The 19672-nt window shown below is 47.4% G+C and carries 19 protein-coding genes; 6 read left to right on the plus strand and 13 right to left on the minus strand.

Translation table 11 applies throughout. The features are described from left to right. Nucleotides 1–5: 5 nt before the first annotated feature. The gene (locus ELR70_RS16755) at nt 6–1172 is read right to left on the minus strand and encodes an efflux RND transporter periplasmic adaptor subunit (protein WP_054016787.1); all 1167 of its coding nucleotides are present in this window, start codon (nt 1170–1172) and stop codon (nt 6–8) included. A gap of 129 nt (nt 1173–1301) precedes the next feature. Between ELR70_RS16755 and ELR70_RS16760 the strand changes: the two genes are divergently transcribed. From ELR70_RS16760 to ELR70_RS16770, 3 genes are all read left to right on the plus strand, one after another. Further along, nucleotides 1302–2255 (plus strand): LysR family transcriptional regulator, encoded by a 954-nt coding sequence (locus ELR70_RS16760; protein WP_054016786.1) that lies wholly within the window; start codon nt 1302–1304, stop codon nt 2253–2255. A 377-nt stretch (nt 2256–2632) separates the two neighbouring features. Continuing rightward, nucleotides 2633–4780, plus strand: coding sequence for a bifunctional 2',3'-cyclic-nucleotide 2'-phosphodiesterase/3'-nucleotidase (locus ELR70_RS16765; protein ID WP_054016785.1), 2148 nt, complete (start codon nt 2633–2635; stop codon nt 4778–4780). Nucleotides 4781–5053: 273 nt separating this feature from the next. Then, nucleotides 5054–7231, plus strand: coding sequence for a DUF6359 domain-containing protein (locus tag ELR70_RS16770; RefSeq protein WP_054016784.1), 2178 nt, complete (start codon nt 5054–5056; stop codon nt 7229–7231). A 48-nt stretch (nt 7232–7279) separates the two neighbouring features. Here ELR70_RS16770 and ELR70_RS16775 read toward each other — a convergent pair whose 3' ends face one another. After that, the gene (locus ELR70_RS16775) at nt 7280–8119 is read right to left on the minus strand and encodes a DUF6279 family lipoprotein (RefSeq protein WP_054016783.1); all 840 of its coding nucleotides are present in this window, start codon (nt 8117–8119) and stop codon (nt 7280–7282) included. Nucleotides 8120–8335: 216 nt separating this feature from the next. On the opposite strand from ELR70_RS16775, the gene ELR70_RS16780 reads away from it, so the two are divergent. Continuing rightward, nucleotides 8336–8920, plus strand: a complete 585-nt coding sequence (locus tag ELR70_RS16780; protein WP_054016782.1) for a class I SAM-dependent methyltransferase — start codon at nt 8336–8338, stop codon at nt 8918–8920. Between the two features lie 41 nt (nt 8921–8961). Here ELR70_RS16780 and ELR70_RS16785 read toward each other — a convergent pair whose 3' ends face one another. After that, nucleotides 8962–9567, minus strand: a complete 606-nt coding sequence (locus ELR70_RS16785) for a DUF998 domain-containing protein (RefSeq protein WP_054016781.1) — start codon at nt 9565–9567, stop codon at nt 8962–8964. Nucleotides 9568–9944: 377 nt separating this feature from the next. Here ELR70_RS16785 and ELR70_RS16790 point away from each other — a divergent pair, with 377 nt between their 5' ends. Beyond that, nucleotides 9945–10175 carry a hypothetical protein gene (locus ELR70_RS16790; RefSeq protein WP_054016780.1) on the plus strand — a complete coding sequence of 77 codons (231 nt, stop codon included), beginning with the start codon at nt 9945–9947 and terminating at the stop codon, nt 10173–10175. 299 nt (nt 10176–10474) lie between these two features. On the opposite strand, the gene ELR70_RS16795 is transcribed toward ELR70_RS16790, so the two are convergent. The 10 genes from ELR70_RS16795 to ELR70_RS16835 all read right to left on the minus strand — a co-directional run bounded on the left by ELR70_RS16795 (nt 10475) and on the right by ELR70_RS16835 (nt 18479). Next, nucleotides 10475–10777, minus strand: coding sequence for a DUF1330 domain-containing protein (locus ELR70_RS16795; protein WP_054016779.1), 303 nt, complete (start codon nt 10775–10777; stop codon nt 10475–10477). Nucleotides 10778–10792: 15 nt separating this feature from the next. Further along, on the minus strand, nt 10793–11596 hold the full coding sequence (locus ELR70_RS16800; protein WP_235577133.1) for an alpha/beta hydrolase-fold protein: 804 nt from the start codon (nt 11594–11596) through the stop codon (nt 10793–10795). 249 nt (nt 11597–11845) lie between these two features. Then, complete coding sequence (locus ELR70_RS16805) at nt 11846–12427, minus strand: rhomboid family intramembrane serine protease (RefSeq protein ID WP_054016778.1); 582 nt, start codon at nt 12425–12427, stop codon at nt 11846–11848. An 87-nt stretch (nt 12428–12514) separates the two neighbouring features. After that, the gene (locus ELR70_RS16810; protein ID WP_054016777.1) at nt 12515–12841 is read right to left on the minus strand and encodes a YbaB/EbfC family nucleoid-associated protein; all 327 of its coding nucleotides are present in this window, start codon (nt 12839–12841) and stop codon (nt 12515–12517) included. 67 nt (nt 12842–12908) lie between these two features. Beyond that, nucleotides 12909–15398, minus strand: coding sequence for a DNA polymerase III subunit gamma/tau (gene dnaX, locus ELR70_RS16815; RefSeq protein WP_054016776.1), 2490 nt, complete (start codon nt 15396–15398; stop codon nt 12909–12911). Nucleotides 15399–15404: 6 nt separating this feature from the next. Continuing rightward, nucleotides 15405–15950, minus strand: a complete 546-nt coding sequence (gene apt / locus ELR70_RS16820; protein ID WP_054016775.1) for an adenine phosphoribosyltransferase — start codon at nt 15948–15950, stop codon at nt 15405–15407. A gap of 176 nt (nt 15951–16126) precedes the next feature. Then, complete coding sequence (locus ELR70_RS25725; protein ID WP_268795172.1) at nt 16127–16249, minus strand: hypothetical protein; 123 nt, start codon at nt 16247–16249, stop codon at nt 16127–16129. A 148-nt stretch (nt 16250–16397) separates the two neighbouring features. After that, complete coding sequence (locus ELR70_RS16825; protein WP_054016774.1) at nt 16398–17144, minus strand: putative DNA-binding domain-containing protein; 747 nt, start codon at nt 17142–17144, stop codon at nt 16398–16400. Beyond that, nucleotides 17144–17980, minus strand: a complete 837-nt coding sequence (locus ELR70_RS16830) for a DUF692 domain-containing protein (RefSeq protein WP_054016773.1) — start codon at nt 17978–17980, stop codon at nt 17144–17146. The genes ELR70_RS16825 and ELR70_RS16830 overlap by 1 nt, the downstream gene beginning before the upstream one ends. Before the next feature lie 25 nt (nt 17981–18005). After that, a complete protein-coding gene (locus ELR70_RS16835) occupies nt 18006–18479 on the minus strand; it encodes a hypothetical protein (protein ID WP_054016772.1) in 474 nt (157 codons plus the stop codon). A gap of 165 nt (nt 18480–18644) precedes the next feature. Here ELR70_RS16835 and ELR70_RS16840 point away from each other — a divergent pair, with 165 nt between their 5' ends. Next, complete coding sequence (locus ELR70_RS16840) at nt 18645–19637, plus strand: tRNA-dihydrouridine synthase (protein ID WP_054016771.1); 993 nt, start codon at nt 18645–18647, stop codon at nt 19635–19637. Nucleotides 19638–19672 lie beyond the last annotated feature (35 nt).

The following is a 19672-nucleotide window of genomic DNA, read 5'->3' on the forward strand; positions in this document are numbered from 1 at the left end:
GCCTCTTAGTTTGCAGCGCTAAGCTGAGTATTGCGCTGTGCAATCACAAGACGGGTATCATCCAGGTTCAGCGTCACCATGTTTGGGGTGATAGGCATGCCCGGACCAACACGTGCAGGACCATTGGCAGCGACTTTATCACCTGCTTCCAGACCCGATTTAATCGCACGGAATGCACCGTAGCGCTCACCCAGCTCTACCAGGCGGTATTGCAGCGTGTTATTGGCATCGACCGTCAGTACAAAGCGGTTTTTCAGATCCGTTCCAATGGCACGCTCAGGCACCAAAGGCATGGTTGCAGCATCAGCCGAGCCCAAAGAGATGCGCGCAAAGGCACCTGGTTTCAGGCCGTGTTGCTGCGCATCAAACACTGCGCGTACGCCTAAAGTGCCAGTATTGGGGTTAATTTCGTTATCGATAAAATCAACCACGCCAGGCACCGATGCGCCACCGTTGATACGCTGTAATTGCACGGTAACCGCATCGGTGGCATCCACACCGGCAAACTTGTCACTCCAGGTGCGCTCGTCCACATCAAAGTATGCATAGATCTGCTGATCTGAGACTATGGTTGCCAGCGTGGTTTCACCGGCGCTCACATAATTACCTTTGGTCACGATAGCACGCGAAATCACGCCACTGATCGGCGCTTCAACCTGGCTGAACTCCAGATCCAGACGCGCTTTTTTCAGCTGTGCGGCGATAGCATCGCGGTTAGCCTGTGCCTGGCGCAATGTCGCCGCACGCTGCTCGGCAAGCTCGGTTGACATGGCTTTTTCAGCCACCAGCTGTTTGGCACGGCGTGCTTCGCTTTTAGCCTGCATTAAAGCCGCATCGGCACTGACCAGCTGTGCGTTCAGGGTTTCTACCTGCACTTCAAACGGGCGCGGGTCAAGTCTGAACAACGTCTGGCCCTTTTCAATTCTTTCACCTTCTTTGAATGTCATCTGCTCTACCTGACCAGATACGCGAGGCTTAAGCACCACCCGCTCCGGCGCTTGCAAACGCGTGGTAAAGGTATGCCATGACTGCACCGGGGCCATTTTGACCTGTGCCACATCTATGGTCAGCGGCGGTGGCTGCTGCTGCCCTTCCTGTGCATTTGGCTGGCTACAACCGCTGAGCACCAAAGCAAGTGCGACCGCACTGAGTGTATAGCTAATTTTATTCATGACATTCTCCGACAGTATGAGTTGCTATGATGGTACGAAGAATTACCGTGTAGAAAAATGGTAGTTTTTTAAAAACATTAGTGCCAGAATGGCACCAATAAACTTTTCTTTGTGTTGAAAGGACAGATTATGGATACCACCAGCCGGTTGATTATGTTGCTCGAAGTTGTTGAGCAGGGGTCATTTTCTAAGGCAGCTGAACTAAGAAATATAGACCGTTCAGTGATCTCCAAACAGATAGGCAAGCTTGAAGAAGAACTGGGCGTGCGACTGCTCAACCGCACTACCCGATCATTTTCCCTGACCGCAGCCGGTGCTGAAATGGTAAAAAAGGCCGCAGATTTGCGCTTACTATTACAGGATACAGTGCAACTGGCAGAAAACTATCACCAGGAGCCTAGGGGCTTATTGCGCATCACCGCATCGAGCTATATCGGTCAACATTACCTGATGCCGGTCATCAACGATTTCCAGAAGCGCTTTCCTCAGGTCAGTGTTGAGATACGTATGGATGACCGGGTGGTGGATATGATCTCAGAAGGATATGATCTGGCGTTTCGGGTTGGAGAACCCCGCGACTCCTCTCTGGTAGCCCGAAAGATTGCCCGCAATAAAATGCTGATCCTGGCAACCCAACGCTTTATCGACACCTATGGCGAGCCAAAGACCATGGCCGATCTGGCAGACTTGCCCGCAGCCTCATACAGCAGCTCACACCTGCGCTTTGAAGCTATCAGCTACATAGATGAAGATGGCAAGCCACAGGAGCAGCCCATTACGCCAGTGTTTCGCTCCAATGATGCAGAGGCCCTGATGAGCAAAGTACTATCACACACCGCGTTTTTTACTGCACCGGCCTTCTTCTTTGCCGACGGAGTAGATACCGACCAGCTGGTCCCCCTGCTGACCCATGTCAATCTGCCCGATTACAGTGCGGTGTATGCCGTTTACCCGCACCGGGATTTACCCGTCAGAACCCGATTATTTCTGGACGCGGCACGGCATTATATCGGCGAGCATAAGCCGCGCTGGGAGCTGAACATTCCCGGAATAGAGCAACTCTATCAGCCTAAAGCAAAATAATAGCTCAGAACGGGTGCTTTTCTACTCATACGAAATTGTCAATAATGATAGTGGCAGAACACTGGTGAAAAGCATCTGCTTTGCGCTCCAGCACTGGAGTGCGAAACATTCTCCGCAATTATCAACCACCGCCGCACTTTACTCTTATCAATAATGTTATTTCACAAAGAGTCATGATTCACCTCGCAAAAACTAAAATTAGCTAATAAATATCATGTATTTAAACTAATTAGTCGACCACAGCTTAAAATGTTAACAGAAGAATGAAAGTCTTTTTTTAGCCATATATCTGGCACAGAGATGCCATTAATTCTTAGCCTCTTTGTCTTTTTTGGTTTCTATAGTACTGCCCCTGAAACAATTACAGAGTCAGGACTATGAAATTAAAATTACTAACACTCGCAATGTTTTGCGGCACAACCGCACTAATCACTGGTTGTTCGGATAACGATAACAAAGTTGTGATCAAGCCGCCGGTTAAAGAACAGCTGGCAGATGAAGACAAACAACCTACAGACGACCAACAACCGACCGATGATAAGCAGCCAGTAGACGATGATAAGCCTAAGGATGATGACAAAGATCCTGAAGAGCCTAAGATTGCCGAAGGCACTTTGCTTGAGTTGCGCATTATGGAAACCACTGACCTGCATGCGAACCTGATGAACTTTAACTACTTTTCGAATAAAGAAGACAATAAGGTCGGCCTGGTCAAAACCGCCACCTTAATCCGTCAGGCACGTGAGGCAGCTACCAACTCGGTTCTGGTTGATAATGGTGACCTTATCCAGGGAAGCCCGCTTGGCGACTATATGGCGAAAATTAAAGGCCTTAAAGACGGTGAAGTCCACCCGATTTATGGAGCGATGAATACACTGGACTACGATGTCGCCAACATTGGTAACCATGAATTTAACTTTGGCCTGGAGTTTTTAGACGAAGCCATAGACGATGCCAAGTTCCCGTATATCTCAGCCAATGTGTTTAAAGATGATGGCGACGATGATCCAAGCAACGATGAGCCACTGTTCACACCTTACATTATTAAAGACAAACAGGTTGTTGATAAAAATGGCGACACACAAACACTGAAAATTGGTTACATTGGGTTTGTACCGCCGCAAATTATGCAGTGGGACAAAGCCAACCTGGAAGGTCAGGTCATAGCCAAAGACATTGTCGAAATGGCCAAACACTATGTGCCTAAAATGAAAGAAGCCGGTGCAGACATCATAGTGGCTATTCCGCACTCTGGACTGGAAACGGCAGAGAAAAAACCTCTGGCTGAAAACGCCAGTTACTACCTGTCCAAAGTCGACGGCATTGATGCCATTATGTTTGGTCATGCCCATGCGAACTTCCCAGGTCCACGCTATGCAGGCCTTGAAGAACATGGTGTCGACAATGAGAAAGGCACCATCAATGGCGTCGCTGCCGTGATGCCTGGTTTTTGGGGTAATAACCTGGGTATCATCGACATGACCTTAGAGTACAGTGCTGAAGGTTGGCAGGTAAAAGACGCTCAGTCGACGCTGGATCCCATTTCTATCACCAACCCAGATCGCACTGTCACGTCTTTAGCCATTAACGATGCACAGGTCGAAAACGCGGCAATGGCTGCACACGATGAAACCAAAACCTGGGTTAATGAGCCGTTTGCCAAAATCTCTGACGAGGTAAACAGCTACTTTGCACTGGTTAACGACGACCCGTCTATTCAGATAGTTACCGACGCACAACTTTGGTACACGCAGGCCATTGTAAAAGGAACTGAGCTGGATGAGCTGCCGGTACTATCAGCGGGTGCGCCTTTCAGAGCCGGCCGTGGTGGTGCCGATGACTTTACAGCGGTTGATAAAGGTGACATTGCTTATCGTAATGTAGCCGACCTGTATATTTATCCTAACGTGCTGAAAGTGCTCAAACTCAATGGTGCTGAAGTCAAACAGTGGTTGGAAATGTCAGCGGGTCAGTTCAATCAGATCACACCTAACACGGATACGGTTCAGGTGCTGGTCAATCCGGACTTCCCTTCTTACAACTTTGATGTCCTTGACGGTGTGAGCTATCAAATTGATGTCACAGAGCCCGCAAGATATGACACTAAGGGCAACAAGGTATCTGACGGAAACCGTATTAAAGCGCTTACCTATCAGGGCGAGCCGGTAACCGATGAGCAGGTATTCCTGGTGGCAACCAATAACTATCGTGCTTCAGGTGGTGGTAACTTCCCGGGGATCTCTGGTGAAAAAATCGCAGTAGACTCACCAAACGAAAACCGTCAGGTGGTCGCTGATTATATTTCATTGCAGTCAAACAAAACCCCTGAAACCGGCATGGACCCAAGCGCAGATGGTAACTGGTCATTTGCTCCGGTAGCGGGGGCTAACGTCGTGTTTTACAGCTCACCATCGGATAAGGCAACAGCATTCAGTGCGCGCTTTGCCCATATCACGCCTTTAAATCAAACCACAGAAAATGGTTTTGCAATCTATCAAATCGACCTGACCCAGCCTGCAAACTGAGTGTCAGAACGATAAAAAATTAAAAGCCACGCATATGCGTGGCTTTTATATCGCGCCGTAATCACAGGCAGTATGCGGCAACTTCATATCAACCACCTGAACTCAATGTGCGACTTCGAGGCCAAAGGACTGTGTGCTTGCCAGGGAGACTTGGCGACTTAGTGAGTAGAATGGAAATGTTTAGCGACGTTCGCGACAATTTAGCTCTCTGAGTGAGCGCGCTTATAAGCCAGAGGTGGAAGGTCAGGTTGATATTCACAACGGGAATTGATAATGAAACTATCTAAACTCACAGTCTTAGGCCTTGGTGTAGCGTTTGCACTCTCAGCAACTGCTTTGCAAGCTGCCACACCGTATAACTGGAACAACACCGCACCGGTTAAAGTACCGAGTGCACAACAAAGCAATGGCAAAACCGTATTATTCGACGTCTCACATGGCGGCGTTGAAGGTAATGCCGACTGGGTTATTGACGGCGCCTTTTCTGATTTCGCCGATGCTCTGGTCGCTGAAGGTTATCGTGTTGAAGAATATCGCGGCGTCGATTTAAACAATGACGGCAAAATTCGCTTTTTTGACGATCGCAACATCTCAACTCAGGCAAACGAAGCCATCATTACTTACGATGCCATCAAACATGCCGATGTTTTTGTGCTCGCGGAAACTAACCGTCCCTTTACCCTTTCAGAGCAACAAGCACTAGAAACCTTTATTGCAGCGGGTAAAGGCATCTTCTTTGTCGCCGACCATTATGACGCAGACCGTAACCTAAACACCTGGGATGCCACCGAAGTCTTCAACGGCTACAACCGTTCAGATCTAAGCAAATATAATCTGGGCGGCGCCTATGGAGACTGGCGTAACCCAAAAAGTGCACAGCAAGGCTGGCTGGTAGAAAACTTTGGTATTCGGTTTCGCTTTAACGGCGTGGACTACAAACAAGGTGTCAGTGGTGTTGAGCCGGCATCTCAGACTGAGGGCCTGACCCAGGGTGTCGCACCCATTCTCATGGCTGCTGGTGCGACTCTGGCCATCGTTGATGGTCAAAAAGCCAAAGGCCTGGTTTACTTTGCTGAAACAGACAATCCAACTAAATGGAAATATGCCAAAGACTCTGGCCTGTATTTTGGTGGCGAGGCCGAAGGCCCTTACGTTGCCATCGCTAAGTCTGGTGCTGGTAAAGCAGCATTCATTGGTGACTCCTCCCCCATCGAAGATGCAACTCCTAAATATCGTAGACAGGACAACGGGAACACCAAAAAAACTTACCCAGGCTGGACAGATCCAGGTCACGCCTCTGTCTTATCAGTCAATATCATCAACTGGCTGGCTACACCTGAAAGCTACACCCATTTCGATGGTGCCAATGGCCGCACACCTGGTCGTGTCACGCCCGTACCGATGACCTCAGAAGAAATGTTCGACCCCAACAATGGTCAGCCCTGGAGTAATCCAAGTAACGGCTTTAACCCATGGGATACTGATACCTACAAAGACAACTCTTTCAATGCACCGTATGGCCAGGGCCAGGTTGACCCTGATCCTGACCCGGATCCAACACCAGGCACTGCGGTGTCTGTTGCTGACGCATTGGCGGCGACAACCGGCACTGAGTTAGTTGTTCAGGGTAAAGTAACTGACGCCGTCAATGGTATCTATGGCCTGCTACTGACAGACTTAAATAATCCGGCTGTCAGCATCAACGTAAAGTTAGAGTCCAATCAACGCGCCGACTTCAACCCGCAATTGAACCCTGAAATTCTGGGTAAAACCCTGCTGGTAACGGGCAAGCGTAACAGCTACATGGGTGAGCCTGGGATCCGTTATGTCACCGACTTGGTCATTGCGCCCAGCGCATTGTCTGTTGCTCAGGCACTGGCAACAGCACAGGGCGAAACCATCACATTAACGGGCAAAGTCAAAGCGCCACTCAATAGCATCTATGCTCTGGTTCTGTCTGACTTATCTGACGACAGCACGACTATCAACATCAAGCTTGAATCCAGCCAGCGCGCCGAGTTCAGCCCGCAACTGAACCCAAGCATACTGGATGAGACTTTGGTGATCACAGGTAAGCGCGACTCGTACATGAGTCAGCCTGGTATCCGTAATGTCTCTGAAATAGCCAAGGCGTCGTCTACTTCACCAGACCCGGATCCTAACCTGGATATGACGGTTAGCGAAGTACTGGCAAAAAGCAATGGTACACCCGTTGTTGTGGCTGGCACCATTACCTCAGCCATCAACAACATTTACGCCCTGGAGCTGAGCGATCCAAACGCGCCAGGTAACAAGCTGTACATCAAGCTGGAATCATCACAGCGTGCGACATACAGCCCTCAGCTGAACCCTGCTTTATTGGGTAAAAAACTGCGTGTAACTGGTGTTAAAAATGACTACATGAGCCAGCCTGGTGTACGCAATGTCACCGAACTGACTCTGTTGGATTAATCCGGTAGGTTAGAAAAATAGGCGACGCTTTATGCGTCGCCAATTTGATTACTCATCCTCGGCAAGAGATTCAATGTCGTCAATTAAGTCTTCCAGTTCCGCAACCAGCCGTTTTTTCTGTTTTTCGCTGAGGCTTTGATACACATCCAGCAAGTATTGATGGTTGGCTTTTCGGTTGTGCTCGTTGGCCTGGTTGAGCTGCTCTGAACGGAACTCCTCTGGTGTCATCAACAAGGTAGTCAACTTTGTTTTGAACATCTCGCCGCGCTCTGGCTGAGCAAACAGAGCTCTGAGTTCTTCCTGGTAGCGACCGCGATACTCTGACCACAGGTCATTGGTACTCACCAGTTGCTCGTACAATTGTTCAATTCGTTGTTCCTGCGAAGCAGAGAGTTTACCTATCCAGCGTTTAAGGTTTGTCTTACGTTCTTTGAGCCAACGCTTATGCTTTTTCTGCTCAGAACGCTTCGCCCTTTTTTCTGCACGTTCAGCTTGTACCTGAGCAAGCTCGTCAAATAATTCATTCACCTGCGCTTGCGTCAGCATAGGGGCCAGTTCTACCAGATCAGGGACAACCTTGCCACGTAAACGATACCAGTGATCCAGCATCAGTGTCTGGTGATACGCAATCCGCTCCGGTGTGATCTGGTCGTTCAGGATGTCTTGCTTTAGTGTCTTCAGCTGCCCAGCGTAGCGTGTCAGCTCCTGGGTTTTGTGCCAGTCCAGCCAGGCGAGTAAACGTTCATCAAATTGTGCTTCTTGCTCATCACTTAAAGACACATAATCGTCCAGATACCAATAGCTGAGCCAGTCCGCATTTTTGTAGATAAATTTTGTTGAGCAGCCAGTCATTGTGAGCAATACCAGCACCATCAAAAACTTTCTCATTGTCGTATCCATAGTCCGTGTTATTAGTCTCTTTAGTTAATACGGAATTTGTCAAAATGTGGACTAAAAAAGTGTCTGTAAATATTTCTTACGTTACAAACTGTGCCCGATACTCAAATCTTAGAATAAGCCGATTTTCACATAAACTGCGCTCTGCTCTGTCCGGCGTCTTGCCTGCATACTGACTCCATACCACAAATTACAAGAGGAATAGTTATGAGCCACTGGAATGACGAACATGCGATCAGCTACGACGAGCAATGGGGGGAGCTGGCGTTCCACCAGCAAATTCCACAACTTGCCAAAGTGCAACCCGGTTACAACATCATAGAGGTTGGCTGTGGCGGCGGATTTTTGAGCCTGTGCCTGGCGCAGTCTGCAGACAACGTGCGTGTCACGGCGCTTGATCCAACACCTAAAATGATCGCTTTAGCAAAAGCGCGGCAGAAAAAAGCCGGACTTTCATTTGCTCAGCTACAATTTTTTGAGGCCGGTGCTGAAGCACTGGATGTCTCCGATAATACGCAAGACTTAGTCATCGCTGCATTTTCCGTCCACCATTGGCAAAACCCGGGTTACGCAATGGGACTGGTTTTCTCTGCACTCAAATCAGGTGGGCGACTATGGTTATGTGAAGATCTCAATGCACCAGCGGAGGGAGATATGGAGGTACATTCACAACTAAAGTCCCTCGATGGTATCAAAGCCTTGCTCAAAGACAGTGGCTTTTCTCAACTATCGCACGCAGTACATAGCACTCATGAAGGGGAGTTTTTGGTTGTTGAAGCACTAAAATGTTAAAGCAGCAGGTGCCCGGTGTTTTATCCGGGCACCATCATTCATTACGCCAACATCAAAGAAAATACACTCAACCACATAAGTTGAGTCCAGTAGGACAAACGCTGGTACAAACCTGCCCCTTGCCTGGCTTTATATGCTTTAACCAACTTGATAGTGAAAAAAATCGATGCTAATACCACTGAAACAGAGAATACACGAAACCACGGCGTGATCAGTTCAGAGTCGGGACTGATTGTGATAATAACGGGCGCAACCAGCAAAGTTAACATCACGACTGAACCGGCCGTTGAGTGGATTTGACAATGTCGGCTCGGCGTAAGTGTATAGGGGTCTTTGTCCATGGGGAAATAGCCAGCGAACCAGGTACCTATACCGTGAAACACAATCAATCCGCCCGTAATATAAAACGCGATACTCGCGTCTGGCAGTTGAGTCACATGCCAGCCAAAAATCACAAACATCACGCTCAGTGGGTAGTTATTAATCCAGGGAGACAACTTTTGTGTCGGGCTTCCCGATGCACCCAGTTCGCTGCAGAACTGATTAAAGTGATCGTAGTCAGGGTAAAATCGACCAGCAATGTACACACCGAATGTAATCCAGACGGTCGCAACCAGGCCTAATAGTGCCGAAAAGAATTCAAACATCCGCTTCCTCCTTGGTCCAGGTAAAGCTGTAAATGACAGATATGCGCTTTTTTTATTATTCTGCACTTATTCAATATTAATTTGTTTAAATAGTGCTAATTAAACGTACCTAAAAACGAATCATTTTGCAAAAAACTGAGTCTTCAGCCACTTTCCGTCTCTATTACATAAAATTACAACTGAAGGACAGAACAAAAATAAAATTCATTATCAAGCATTTGAAAAAATCTTTCAAAAAAGTGCTGCGAGCAAAATTAGTAGGTGGACAAAAACCAAACAGGTAACGTATTATTAATTTTGTTCACATTTAACGATACAAAATGACAAATATGTCGTTATCTGTGAAAGGAACAAAACAATGTATGAAGGAAACTAAAATGAAAAAGCTTATAGCCTTGGCTGCTGTTGCAGCCTGTTTGTTTACACTCAGTACAACAACCCATGCCCGTGGCAGCAACCCGGGAGACTTCCGCTACTACCACTTTCAATGTCTTGACAGCAATCAAGTTCAACTGTGGTTCAAAATTTCACAGACTTACGATCCAACACTTAGTGCTGCCTGTGAAAACGATGGTGGCAGACTCAAAGTTACAAAAGTGTTCTGGTAGACAAACACATCACGAACTGATCAATTAGTAATGATAAGTATGGCCACTCTAGTGGCCATTTTCAGCATTACGCTTCTTTGGAGCAGGCGTCTCACCGTCGACTTTTTTATCGTAACTGCGCTCTGAATCAACATTTTTAAGGCACTATGCTATGCGCCGCGACGATAGTCAAAATGACACTGCCCACACTGAAGCTAAGAGCCGTCAGAGAGCACCGAGCAGGGTCTTTTTCACTATTAGCCTGAACATCATATTACTCTTATTATTCATTTATTCTTGTGGTTAATAACATACACGCTTCAATTATGCTTCTCATAACCAGAAATAATGCTGGTATGCGCAACAGATGCCTCAAAATACCGTGCCTTTACTTCTAGATAATCCGGGTCAGAGAAAAACTCATCCGCGACTTCTTTGCTTGGAAAGTAAATGGTAAAAACTCTGTTGATAGGTTTATCTGTCTCTGACTTAAGTACTTCACTGACGATAAAATCGAATCCAAACCCTCCCCGATATCTGACTAGAATAGGCATCATCGCAGCACGGTACTGGCTGTAAACCTCATCATCAGATACTTCTAACCCGACCAAATATTCATACATAATCATATTCCTTGTTCATAAGCGTTTCTGCTGTTGGTACTGATACAAGCCTTTTAACGCATTATATAAGCCCACAGCCAGTGTAAAATCGTGCGGCTCATCATCAAACTCATCTAACTGCAGTCGTGAGTCTAAATGACGATTTCTTAGTATTGCTTGTGCCAGAGAGTCATAGACCTCACGCATTTCACCGCCTTCACTTCCTATGCTCATATAGAGATAACTTTGCACCCGTCTTTTTGAAGAAACATATTTCTTTGTTGCTTCAGCTGTTTCACGAGCTCCCCACCAAACAGCGGGACTAAATGCAAAATAGCTTTGAAATAGTGCTGGTCGAGAGTGAAAGCTATGGATCACCAATAGGCCCGCGATAGAGTGTCCGGCAAGCGAGTTGAATTGATCCGTGCGGTATTTTTTAGCGATAGCTGGCATGAGCTCTTTTTCAATGAAGTCTAAAAAAGCATCTCCCCCCCCACCTTCACCAACAGGTCCTCTCGGGTCATGATTCACAGTTGGTGCAAAATCCCTCAAGCGATTTTGACTGGTTATACCAACAATTATGTGTTCGTGAGATCCATTTGATGCGTGCAGCCTTTGCATCATGCCGTGTACTAATTCACCATTCAGTTCACCATCAAGCAAGTAAAGCACGGGATATCTTTTGCTCGGATGTGAGGAATATGAAGCGGGTAATGCAACCGTGATCTTAGGTGCTTCCACAAGGTACTTCGACTTGGGCATTTCCATAGCGTTAAAACTAGCGGCATTAGTCACAGATGACATTAAAACAAGCAGTATGACAATACTCACTCTCAACATATAAAACTCCTTTTGCGACTGAGTTCCGTCACAACACATAATCTAAACTTTTAATTCGAGCCGAAACACTACTCACTCTCGGCCTGAACTGCTTTTAAAAATCTATTAGAGCCACTTTTTTCATGCGTTACAAGTTGTTATGGTACTTACGATACCAAGTTTGCCGTACTTATGGGTAAATCAGGGATTGTCGCCGTCACTGCAATCTGGCTATTTTGTAACTCAAAGCGCGGCCAATAAACCGTATCTCTACTTTTTCAGCACACTCTTGCGACTAGCCCTGGTCAAATAAGCCGCGCCCAGCCCGCTGATAAAACCAAAGATATGGCTCGAGCTGCTGGTCTGAGCAGAGAAATCGAACAAAGTCGCTAAAAAGCTGATGTTGGCATAATAGGTGAGCACCAGTAAGGCAATAAAACTGAGCACGGCCAGTACGTTGCGATTAAACAATGCGGCACCAAGCAACAGACCAAAATATCCCATGACCAGACCGGATGCGCCAATGTGATTGCCTGAGCCGGCAAACAGCCAGACGAGTGCCCCCGTGGCAACAATAATTAACACGCTTGCCCTTTTGAACTTGGGCATTCTTGCCGCCAGATAGCCACTTATAGCCAGGCCCAGCAAATTGCTTATTAAGTGACCCCAGCTGCCATGCACAAAAGGAGCGGTGATGATACCACTCAGATAGTATTCATTATGTGGGATGATGCCAAATCGACCCACCGGCAAACCAACCAAGCTCCCCAACAGCTGTACTAAAACCATCACTGCCATTGCATATAAAACCAGCTTAAAATTGGGTGGAAAAACCAGCGCACGCGTACTCATATATTTCCCTATGACTTTCTGTTGAAAGTTGTCATATTTTAAGCAAAAAAATAGCGCCAAATGGCGCTATTTTTCTTTAATTTTCAATTAGAAAGGCATCTTGAAGCCCGGGGGCATCTGCATACCACCTGTGACATCTGCCATACGCTTTTGTGATTCTTCACCTACACGACGTACAGCATCATTCACTGCCGCTGCGAGCAAGTCTTCGATCATGTCTTTGTCGTCTTCCATGAGGCTTTCGTCGATCTCTACGCGGCGCACATTGTGGCTACCCAGCATAGTGACTTTAACCAGACCTGCGCCTGCTTCACCAACGACTTCGAGGCTTTTAATCTCTTCCTGGGCTTTTTCCATGCGCTCTTGCATTTGCTGCGCCTGCTTCATGATATTGCCCATTCCACCTTTAAACATAGTCTGCTCTCTTACACTTCAAAAATTAAAACTCTATGGGATACAAGATAAGGGCTTACTTGCCTAATTACAATGCCCTTACCGATTTTTCATCTACTGAGGCCTCAAACTCGCGAGCAAAGGCCTGGATTACGGGGTCGTTATTAACCGCTTCGACCGCCTGAAGATATCTTTGCTGATCTATATCCTGCTGGATAAGAAACGGCGTATTAGTCACTGCATCAACAAATTCAATATTGAGCTCAACCGATTCGCTTAAGCTTTCAATCAGGCTCTCGTGTAGTTTTTCTCTCAGCATATTTGAATCCAGATGCTGCTGGCTCTGCTCAACCTGCAAAGTACATTGCTGGCCCTGACGATTGAACATGGCGTGCAGCGCAAACTGCCTTACCCGACCGCCCAGCTGCATTTTTTCAATCATCTGCGCCCAATCATCTTTTTGATGCGCGTATTTAATATCGCTGATAGGGCTAACGAAATTCTCTGGGGCAGGAATAATGACTGTACTTTCATGACCCTGCTGCTCGCCCGTAACCTGAGGTGCTAACTGCTCCAATAATTCTGGGGCAAGTTTGCTCTCATCTTTTTTAAAGCGCTCAGCCATATCTGGCTTTTTGGCTTTACGCTGCGGTGTAGCAGGCTGGGCAGCTTGCTGTACATGAGGCATTTGCGCATGCCCTTGGGCTTCATTTGCTTCACTAGTCTGGCTATTAGCCGGCTGCGAGACTGGCGGAAAAGTTCTGCCTGACGCAACAGCGCTAGGTGCAGCACCTCTACCCTGCTGCGGCTCAGACTTTTTTGCTTCATCATCTCCTGCAAGCAGCTTTCCAGCACCTGAGATTTGTCGGTTTTGCAAAATTCGGGCAATAGCCGACTGCGCTTGCTGTTGCTTTTGCACCAACTGTTGAACCGGTGTATGTGTTTGCTCGCCCTGATGGGGCGCCTCACCATGTTGAGGTGGCATAGCCTGAGACTCCGGCTCGTTATGGTGTTGCTCATACCCTTGTGACTCAGCCTGCGCCATAATGTCCTGATACTGTTGTTCAATCGAGACATCCTCAGGTGATGGTTGAGAGGCTGAAGGAGAAGGCGGCTGCGAAGCCGCTTCTGCATGTTGTGCAGGAGGTGCAGATGTTTGCGTTGCGAGCCGCGATTCTGGTATTTGCTGCACAGGGCTCGTTGCCTGCTGAGCTGTACTCTGAGCCGGGGCTTGCTCCATAGGCTCCCCCTGTTGAGAAGGCGCCCTACTCTGCACTGGGGTAACCACAGGCGTGTTCTGTTGAACAGGCACAGATTGGGGTTCAGGTGAAACGGTCTGATTGTGCGTGGTTTGTGGCTGGCGTTCTGGTGCTGCCGCGCTCGTCTGAGCTTGCGGGCCACGCTGTTTTATACTCAGCATATCTCTGAGTTTTCCAACCTTATCCGGATTCTTTGCAGCTGCCGCAGGCGACGGGCCGGAGGCTTGACTGAAATCAGCTTGCTCAAATGCCAGCAACCGCAACATAATCATTTCGAAGCCCAGCTTAGGCTCAGGTGCCCAACTGAGATCTTTCTTACCAGTAAGCAGTAGCTGATACATAAACTGGGTGTCTTGGGGCGACAACTGCTGAGCCAGCGCTTTTACTTGCTCGGCCTCAAACTGACCAAAATTAGCTGCCTGTGGCACCAGTTGGGTTAATTGCACCAGGTGTAACAGGCTAATGAGATCATCCAGCACACTCGAGAAGTTACCATTTTTCAGGGCGATGTCGGCGACTTCTGCCAGCAGGGTTTCGCCCTCTTGTGCCAACACCGCAGCCATCAGCAAAACAGCGTGACTGCTATCCATCAAGCCAAGCATCTGCTGTACGGCTGGTAAGGTCAGCTCACCATTGGTCTGTGCAATGGCCTGATCGGTAAGACTCAGTGCGTCACGCATACTGCCGTCTGCCGCCTTGGCCAGAACTTCCAATGCAGTCTCTTCAAAATTGACAGATTCTTGAGGCAAGATCTGCGACAATTGAGCCACTATTTGGCTCTGTGCCATGGCATTGAGATTAAACTGCAAACAGCGCGATAAAATCGTGATCGGTAATTTTTGTGGATCTGTCGTCGCCAGCAGAAACTTAACATGCTCAGGCGGCTCTTCCAGAGTTTTTAACAATGCATTGAAGCTGTGCTTGGACAGCATATGCACTTCGTCTATCAGGTAGACCTTGTAGCGACCGCGCGTTGGGGCATATTGCACATTGTCCAGAATTTCTCTGGTATCTTCAACCTTAGTACGAGATGCAGCATCAATCTCAATCAGATCAATGAATTTGCCAGCTTCGATCTCTTCACACGCACTACATTGACCGCACGGGGTGGAGGTGATCCCCACCTCACAGTTCAGGCTCTTGGCGAAGATCCTGGCAATAGTAGTTTTGCCCACTCCCCGAGTACCAGTGAACAGATAGGCATGATGCAGACGTTGCTCATTCAGAGCATTGATGAGTGCCTGCTTGACATGCTCCTGTCCCATCATCTCGTGGAACGACTGTGGACGCCATTTACGCGCCAGAACCTGATAACTCATAGTCGGTTACTCGCCGTCGAATTCGACCAGTTTTAATACTTTGATACCCATGTCTGCGACACGCTTTTCACCGCCTAACTCAGGCAGTGAAATCACGAAAGCAGCATCGGTAGCTTTGCCGCCGAGGCGCTCTACCAGCTTTGCGGTTGCTTCAATAGTGCCGCCGGTTGCCAATAAGTCGTCAACCAATAAGACTTTATCACCCTCTTCGATGGCATCAACATGCAGCTCCAGCACATCTTCTCCATACTCAAGTTGATAAGACTGGCTAATCACTTCACGTGGTAATTTACCTGGCTTACGAACTGGAATAAATGGTAAGCCCAGCTCATAGGCAAGTGGTGCACCAAAGATAAAACCACGTGACTCTGTACCAATAATTTTTGTGAAGCCCTGCTCTTTATAGGCTTCAACCAGACAATCCATAGTTGCTTTAAAGGCTGCAGGGTTAGCTAGCAAGGTAGTCACATCGCGAAACATGATCCCTTCTTTAGGATAGTTAGGAACCGTGGCGATGCTGTCTTTAATCAGTGACAAATTTGCTTGTGTCATAATCGATTGCTTAATAAGTTTAAATATCAAAGAGCTCGATTATAACAAGAAAGCAACCACATGAAATGCTAGCGAGGCAGATTTCACAATAAATTAGTGATGTTCGGATAGAAAAAAACCACCCTGGGTGTGGGTGGCTTTTTAACTCTGTATGACCAGAAGGTTATTACCGGCGATTAAGCGCTAAGTGCCGTCGCCCAGCCCAGAATTGCATTCAGGCAACCGATGCCAGCAAATACAGCAACAAAAGCCAGGAAATACTTAGCGTTAAACGGATCTTTGAAATCACCTTTAGACATATTAATACCTTTATTTTTAAGCGCTGGGTGCGCAAGCAGCTTAGTCTGAGGTTTGGCTCATCAGTATCCGCCGCTTGTCTGCCACTCAGCATAAGCACGACAAAACGGCGCTCATAATAATCGAACTTAGATGCCTGATAAAGGGGTATTATGCTTTTTTATCGACCAATATGCCGAGGCGAACAAACTGGCTCAGGGTTTGGACTGCCCCATTAATCAGGGTTTGCTCGTCAAACTGGCTAAACTGTTCGGCCAGTTGCTTAGCCAGCGCCCCTATGGTTATTCCAGGATTAACAACAATATTTTGAATCAAAAGCGCGGTCATTGGATTTGTTTCGATGAATTGTACTTCAAATGTCCGGTCCCGATAAACAATAAAGCAATGGGGTCCTGACGGTTCATTGGGTTGATGGTCAATGCTTATCTGATGTACCGGATACTGGTAACTAACACTACGTGCGCTCTGAGCAAGATGCAACCCTGACAATTCTGACAAAGGCAGTGGTATAGGTGCCTCTTCCGTTGCTTCCTGAGCAATGGCTACTTCCAGCTCCGTCCATTCATAGTGAGCCAGTTCAAGCATGAAGGGAGGATCAGACTGAGTTGCTGTATACTCTTGTTGCAAAAAGAACAAAAACTCGCGACTTATATCTAAAAAATAAGGAGACTGGCAATCATGCTGACTGAAAAATTCGCGCACCAAAGTTAACCAGGTTTGCTCCTCATATAGACTCTTTAATACGGGAAAAGTCGAAGCAACAAACCCCTCAATGTTATTAAAAAACAATTCCCTGTAAATCTGCATACGACGATCTTCAATGCCCTCAGGCGCTGAATGGACATCTGGATTTTTAATATGAGCCATGAACTCAGCCTGAATTTGCTGAAACGACATCAGGCGATCCCCCTTTTGAGCTTATCAATACTCTGCACAGTATGGATCTGGTCAACTTCCTCAAGTAGTTGAGGTAATGGAGGAATATTAAAATCGCGTTCCAACAAGGTTGGAAACACACCATGTAGGCGGTAGGCTTCTTGCAATAATTGCCAAACAGGGTCGCACACCGCATCGCCATGGGTATCTACAAGCAAATCTTCTGCCTCAACATAATGCCCGGCGATATGACCATAAGCGATACGCTCACTGGGCATCGCCGCTAAAAATGCACCGGCATCATAACCATGATTAATTGAATTGACGTAGATGTTATTCACATCTAAGAGCAGATCACAGTCAGCTTCTTCGAGCACTGCTAAGGTAAAATCCTGCTCAGATAACTGCTGACCAGGCGCAGCATAATAAGAGACATTCTCCACAGCTATACGACGCTCCAGTCTGTCTTGCACTTCTTTGATCCTTGCAGCAGTGTGCTTTACCGCCTCCTCTGTGAAGGGAATAGGCATAAGGTCGTACATATGACCATCCCCGGAACAATAACTTAAGTGTTCGCTGTAGCAACGAATGTTATGTGTCGAGAAAAAGGTTTTCAGGTCGCTTACAAACTCAATATCTAATGGTGCAGGTGAACCGAGTGATAATGACAATCCATGGCAAACAAATGGGTGTCTCGCAGTCAACTCCGAAAACTGAGCAGCGAATTTGCCACCGAGCGTCATCCAGTTTTCGGGCGCGACCTCGTAAAAATCGACCTGCTGAGGGGGAGTAGCCAAAATATCATCTAACATTTCTCGCCTAAGGCCCATGCCAACCCTGCCAAACGGTTTATTCATTATCACTCCTTAGCCAGGTTAGCTGTTAAGCGTGACCGCCGCACTTACCTTCGCCGCACTTGCCTTCTTTTTTAGCTTTACCGCCACATTTACCTTCGCCGCATTTGCCTTCTTTTTTAGCTTTACCGCCACATTTACCTTCGCCGCATTTGCCTTCTTTTTTAGCTTTGCCGCCACACTTGCCTTCGCCGCACTTGCCCTCTTTTTTACCTTTCGCGTCGCCGCCGCATTTACCTTCTCCGCATTTTCCCTCTTTTTTGCCTTTCGCGTCACCGCCGCATTTACCTTCTCCGCATTTTCCTTCTTTTTTGCCTTTAGCATCACCGCCGCATTTACCTTCTCCACATTTTCCTTCTGCGGCGTCTAACTGGTAACCCGCCGTCATTTGCTCAAAGCTAAACGGATTCGCCGCCGCTTCAGGAGCGCTAAATGTTGCGGCAGTCACTACAGCCGCGCCCAGTGTCATTGCAAGTGTGTTAGTTTTCTTTACTGATTTCATGTTGTTCTCTCTCAATCGGTAGCAATAAAAATGAATGATTCGCATAGTAGACCACGGACCGAAGATATTTATTTCAGTGTTTGAGAAATTTTTATCTCCATTTCCCTATTAATAAATCACCTTCTCTCGTATAGAATAGCGCGAATTTTTTCTGGTGCGGTAATAATGAAACTATTTTTAGCCCCGATGGAGGGCGTTGTCGACTTCAAAATGCGTGAACTACTCACGGACCTGGGTGGGTTCGATATGTGTGTCACTGAGTTTATCCGCGTGGTAGATTTAACCTTACCTCGTCGTGTGTTTGTTCGTTATTGCCCAGAACTGCTTAATGGCGGCCTGACACGAGCCGGTACACCGGTGCGCATTCAGCTGCTCGGTCAGGTACCTCATGCACTGGCAGCCAATGCCAGAAAGGCCGTAAAATTAGGTTCTCATGGCGTTGATCTTAACTTTGGCTGTCCAGCAAAAACCGTCAACAAGAGTAAAGGCGGTGCAGTATTGCTCAAAGAACCGGAACAAATCTATCAGATTATACGTGCTGTACGTGAGGCTGTCCCTCAGGAACATGAGGTCAGTGCGAAAATTCGTCTTGGGTTTGATGACGACGCAAACAGCACAGAAATCGTCGATGCTGTTCAAAGCGCAGGAGCATCAAGTTTGGTGATCCATGCCCGAACTAAACGCGATGGTTATAAACCACCGGCCTATTGGGAAAAAATCCCTCCGCTGTTGCAACGACTGACTATTCCTGTGGTTGCCAATGGCGAAATTTGGCAGGTAGAAGACGCCATGCGTTGCCAAAAACGTAGTGCCTGCGACAACCTGATGCTGGGACGCGGTGCCCTGGCGACGCCGGATCTGGCTGCAAAGATCAAAGCGCATGTGGAAGGTCGTGATTACCGACCACTTGAATGGCAGGAGGTGGTTTATCATATTTTGCACTCTTCAATGCACCAGGATCCCGAAGTCGGCGAAAAATATTTCTCATCTCGCACCAAACAGTGGCTTGGTTACTTAAAGTTACAGTACCCTCAGGCCCATACTTTATTTGACGAAATAAAGCGCCTGAAAAGTAAAGATGACGTGGTATCTGTGCTGGATAAATACGCAAAGTCTCCAGCGCTTGATTCAAATCATAACAATGAGCCTGCTGCCTAATAGATAATGGATGCTCAGAAAAGGAGAAGAGCGCC

Origin of the sequence: Pseudoalteromonas sp. R3 (assembly GCF_004014715.1) — a bacterium.
In the GTDB taxonomy this organism is placed as follows: domain Bacteria; phylum Pseudomonadota; class Gammaproteobacteria; order Enterobacterales; family Alteromonadaceae; genus Pseudoalteromonas.

Excerpts from the sequence above, each read along its gene's own strand:
- ELR70_RS16780 (WP_054016782.1), top strand. The coding sequence starts at position 8,336 with ATGAGCCACTGGAATGACGAACATGCGATCAGCTACGACGAGCAATGG.
- ELR70_RS16770 (WP_054016784.1), top strand. The coding sequence starts at position 5,054 with ATGAAACTATCTAAACTCACAGTCTTAGGCCTTGGTGTAGCGTTTGCA.
- ELR70_RS16760 (WP_054016786.1), top strand. The coding sequence starts at position 1,302 with ATGGATACCACCAGCCGGTTGATTATGTTGCTCGAAGTTGTTGAGCAG.
- ELR70_RS16830 (WP_054016773.1), bottom strand. The coding sequence starts at position 17,980 with ATGAATAAACCGTTTGGCAGGGTTGGCATGGGCCTTAGGCGAGAAATG.
- ELR70_RS16775 (WP_054016783.1), bottom strand. The coding sequence starts at position 8,119 with ATGAGAAAGTTTTTGATGGTGCTGGTATTGCTCACAATGACTGGCTGC.
- ELR70_RS16755 (WP_054016787.1), bottom strand. The coding sequence starts at position 1,172 with ATGAATAAAATTAGCTATACACTCAGTGCGGTCGCACTTGCTTTGGTG.
- ELR70_RS16765 (WP_054016785.1), top strand. The coding sequence starts at position 2,633 with ATGAAATTAAAATTACTAACACTCGCAATGTTTTGCGGCACAACCGCA.
- ELR70_RS16800 (WP_235577133.1), bottom strand. The coding sequence starts at position 11,596 with ATGTTGAGAGTGAGTATTGTCATACTGCTTGTTTTAATGTCATCTGTG.
- ELR70_RS16810 (WP_054016777.1), bottom strand. The coding sequence starts at position 12,841 with ATGTTTAAAGGTGGAATGGGCAATATCATGAAGCAGGCGCAGCAAATG.
- ELR70_RS16840 (WP_054016771.1), top strand. The coding sequence starts at position 18,645 with ATGAAACTATTTTTAGCCCCGATGGAGGGCGTTGTCGACTTCAAAATG.
- ELR70_RS16825 (WP_054016774.1), bottom strand. The coding sequence starts at position 17,144 with ATGTCGTTTCAGCAAATTCAGGCTGAGTTCATGGCTCATATTAAAAAT.
- ELR70_RS16785 (WP_054016781.1), bottom strand. The coding sequence starts at position 9,567 with ATGTTTGAATTCTTTTCGGCACTATTAGGCCTGGTTGCGACCGTCTGG.
- apt (WP_054016775.1), bottom strand. The coding sequence starts at position 15,950 with ATGACACAAGCAAATTTGTCACTGATTAAAGACAGCATCGCCACGGTT.
- ELR70_RS25725 (WP_268795172.1), bottom strand. The coding sequence starts at position 16,249 with ATGTCTAAAGGTGATTTCAAAGATCCGTTTAACGCTAAGTATTTCCTG.
- ELR70_RS16795 (WP_054016779.1), bottom strand. The coding sequence starts at position 10,777 with ATGTATGAATATTTGGTCGGGTTAGAAGTATCTGATGATGAGGTTTAC.
- dnaX (WP_054016776.1), bottom strand. The coding sequence starts at position 15,398 with ATGAGTTATCAGGTTCTGGCGCGTAAATGGCGTCCACAGTCGTTCCAC.
- ELR70_RS16790 (WP_054016780.1), top strand. The coding sequence starts at position 9,945 with ATGAAAAAGCTTATAGCCTTGGCTGCTGTTGCAGCCTGTTTGTTTACA.
- ELR70_RS16835 (WP_054016772.1), bottom strand. The coding sequence starts at position 18,479 with ATGAAATCAGTAAAGAAAACTAACACACTTGCAATGACACTGGGCGCG.
- ELR70_RS16805 (WP_054016778.1), bottom strand. The coding sequence starts at position 12,427 with ATGAGTACGCGTGCGCTGGTTTTTCCACCCAATTTTAAGCTGGTTTTA.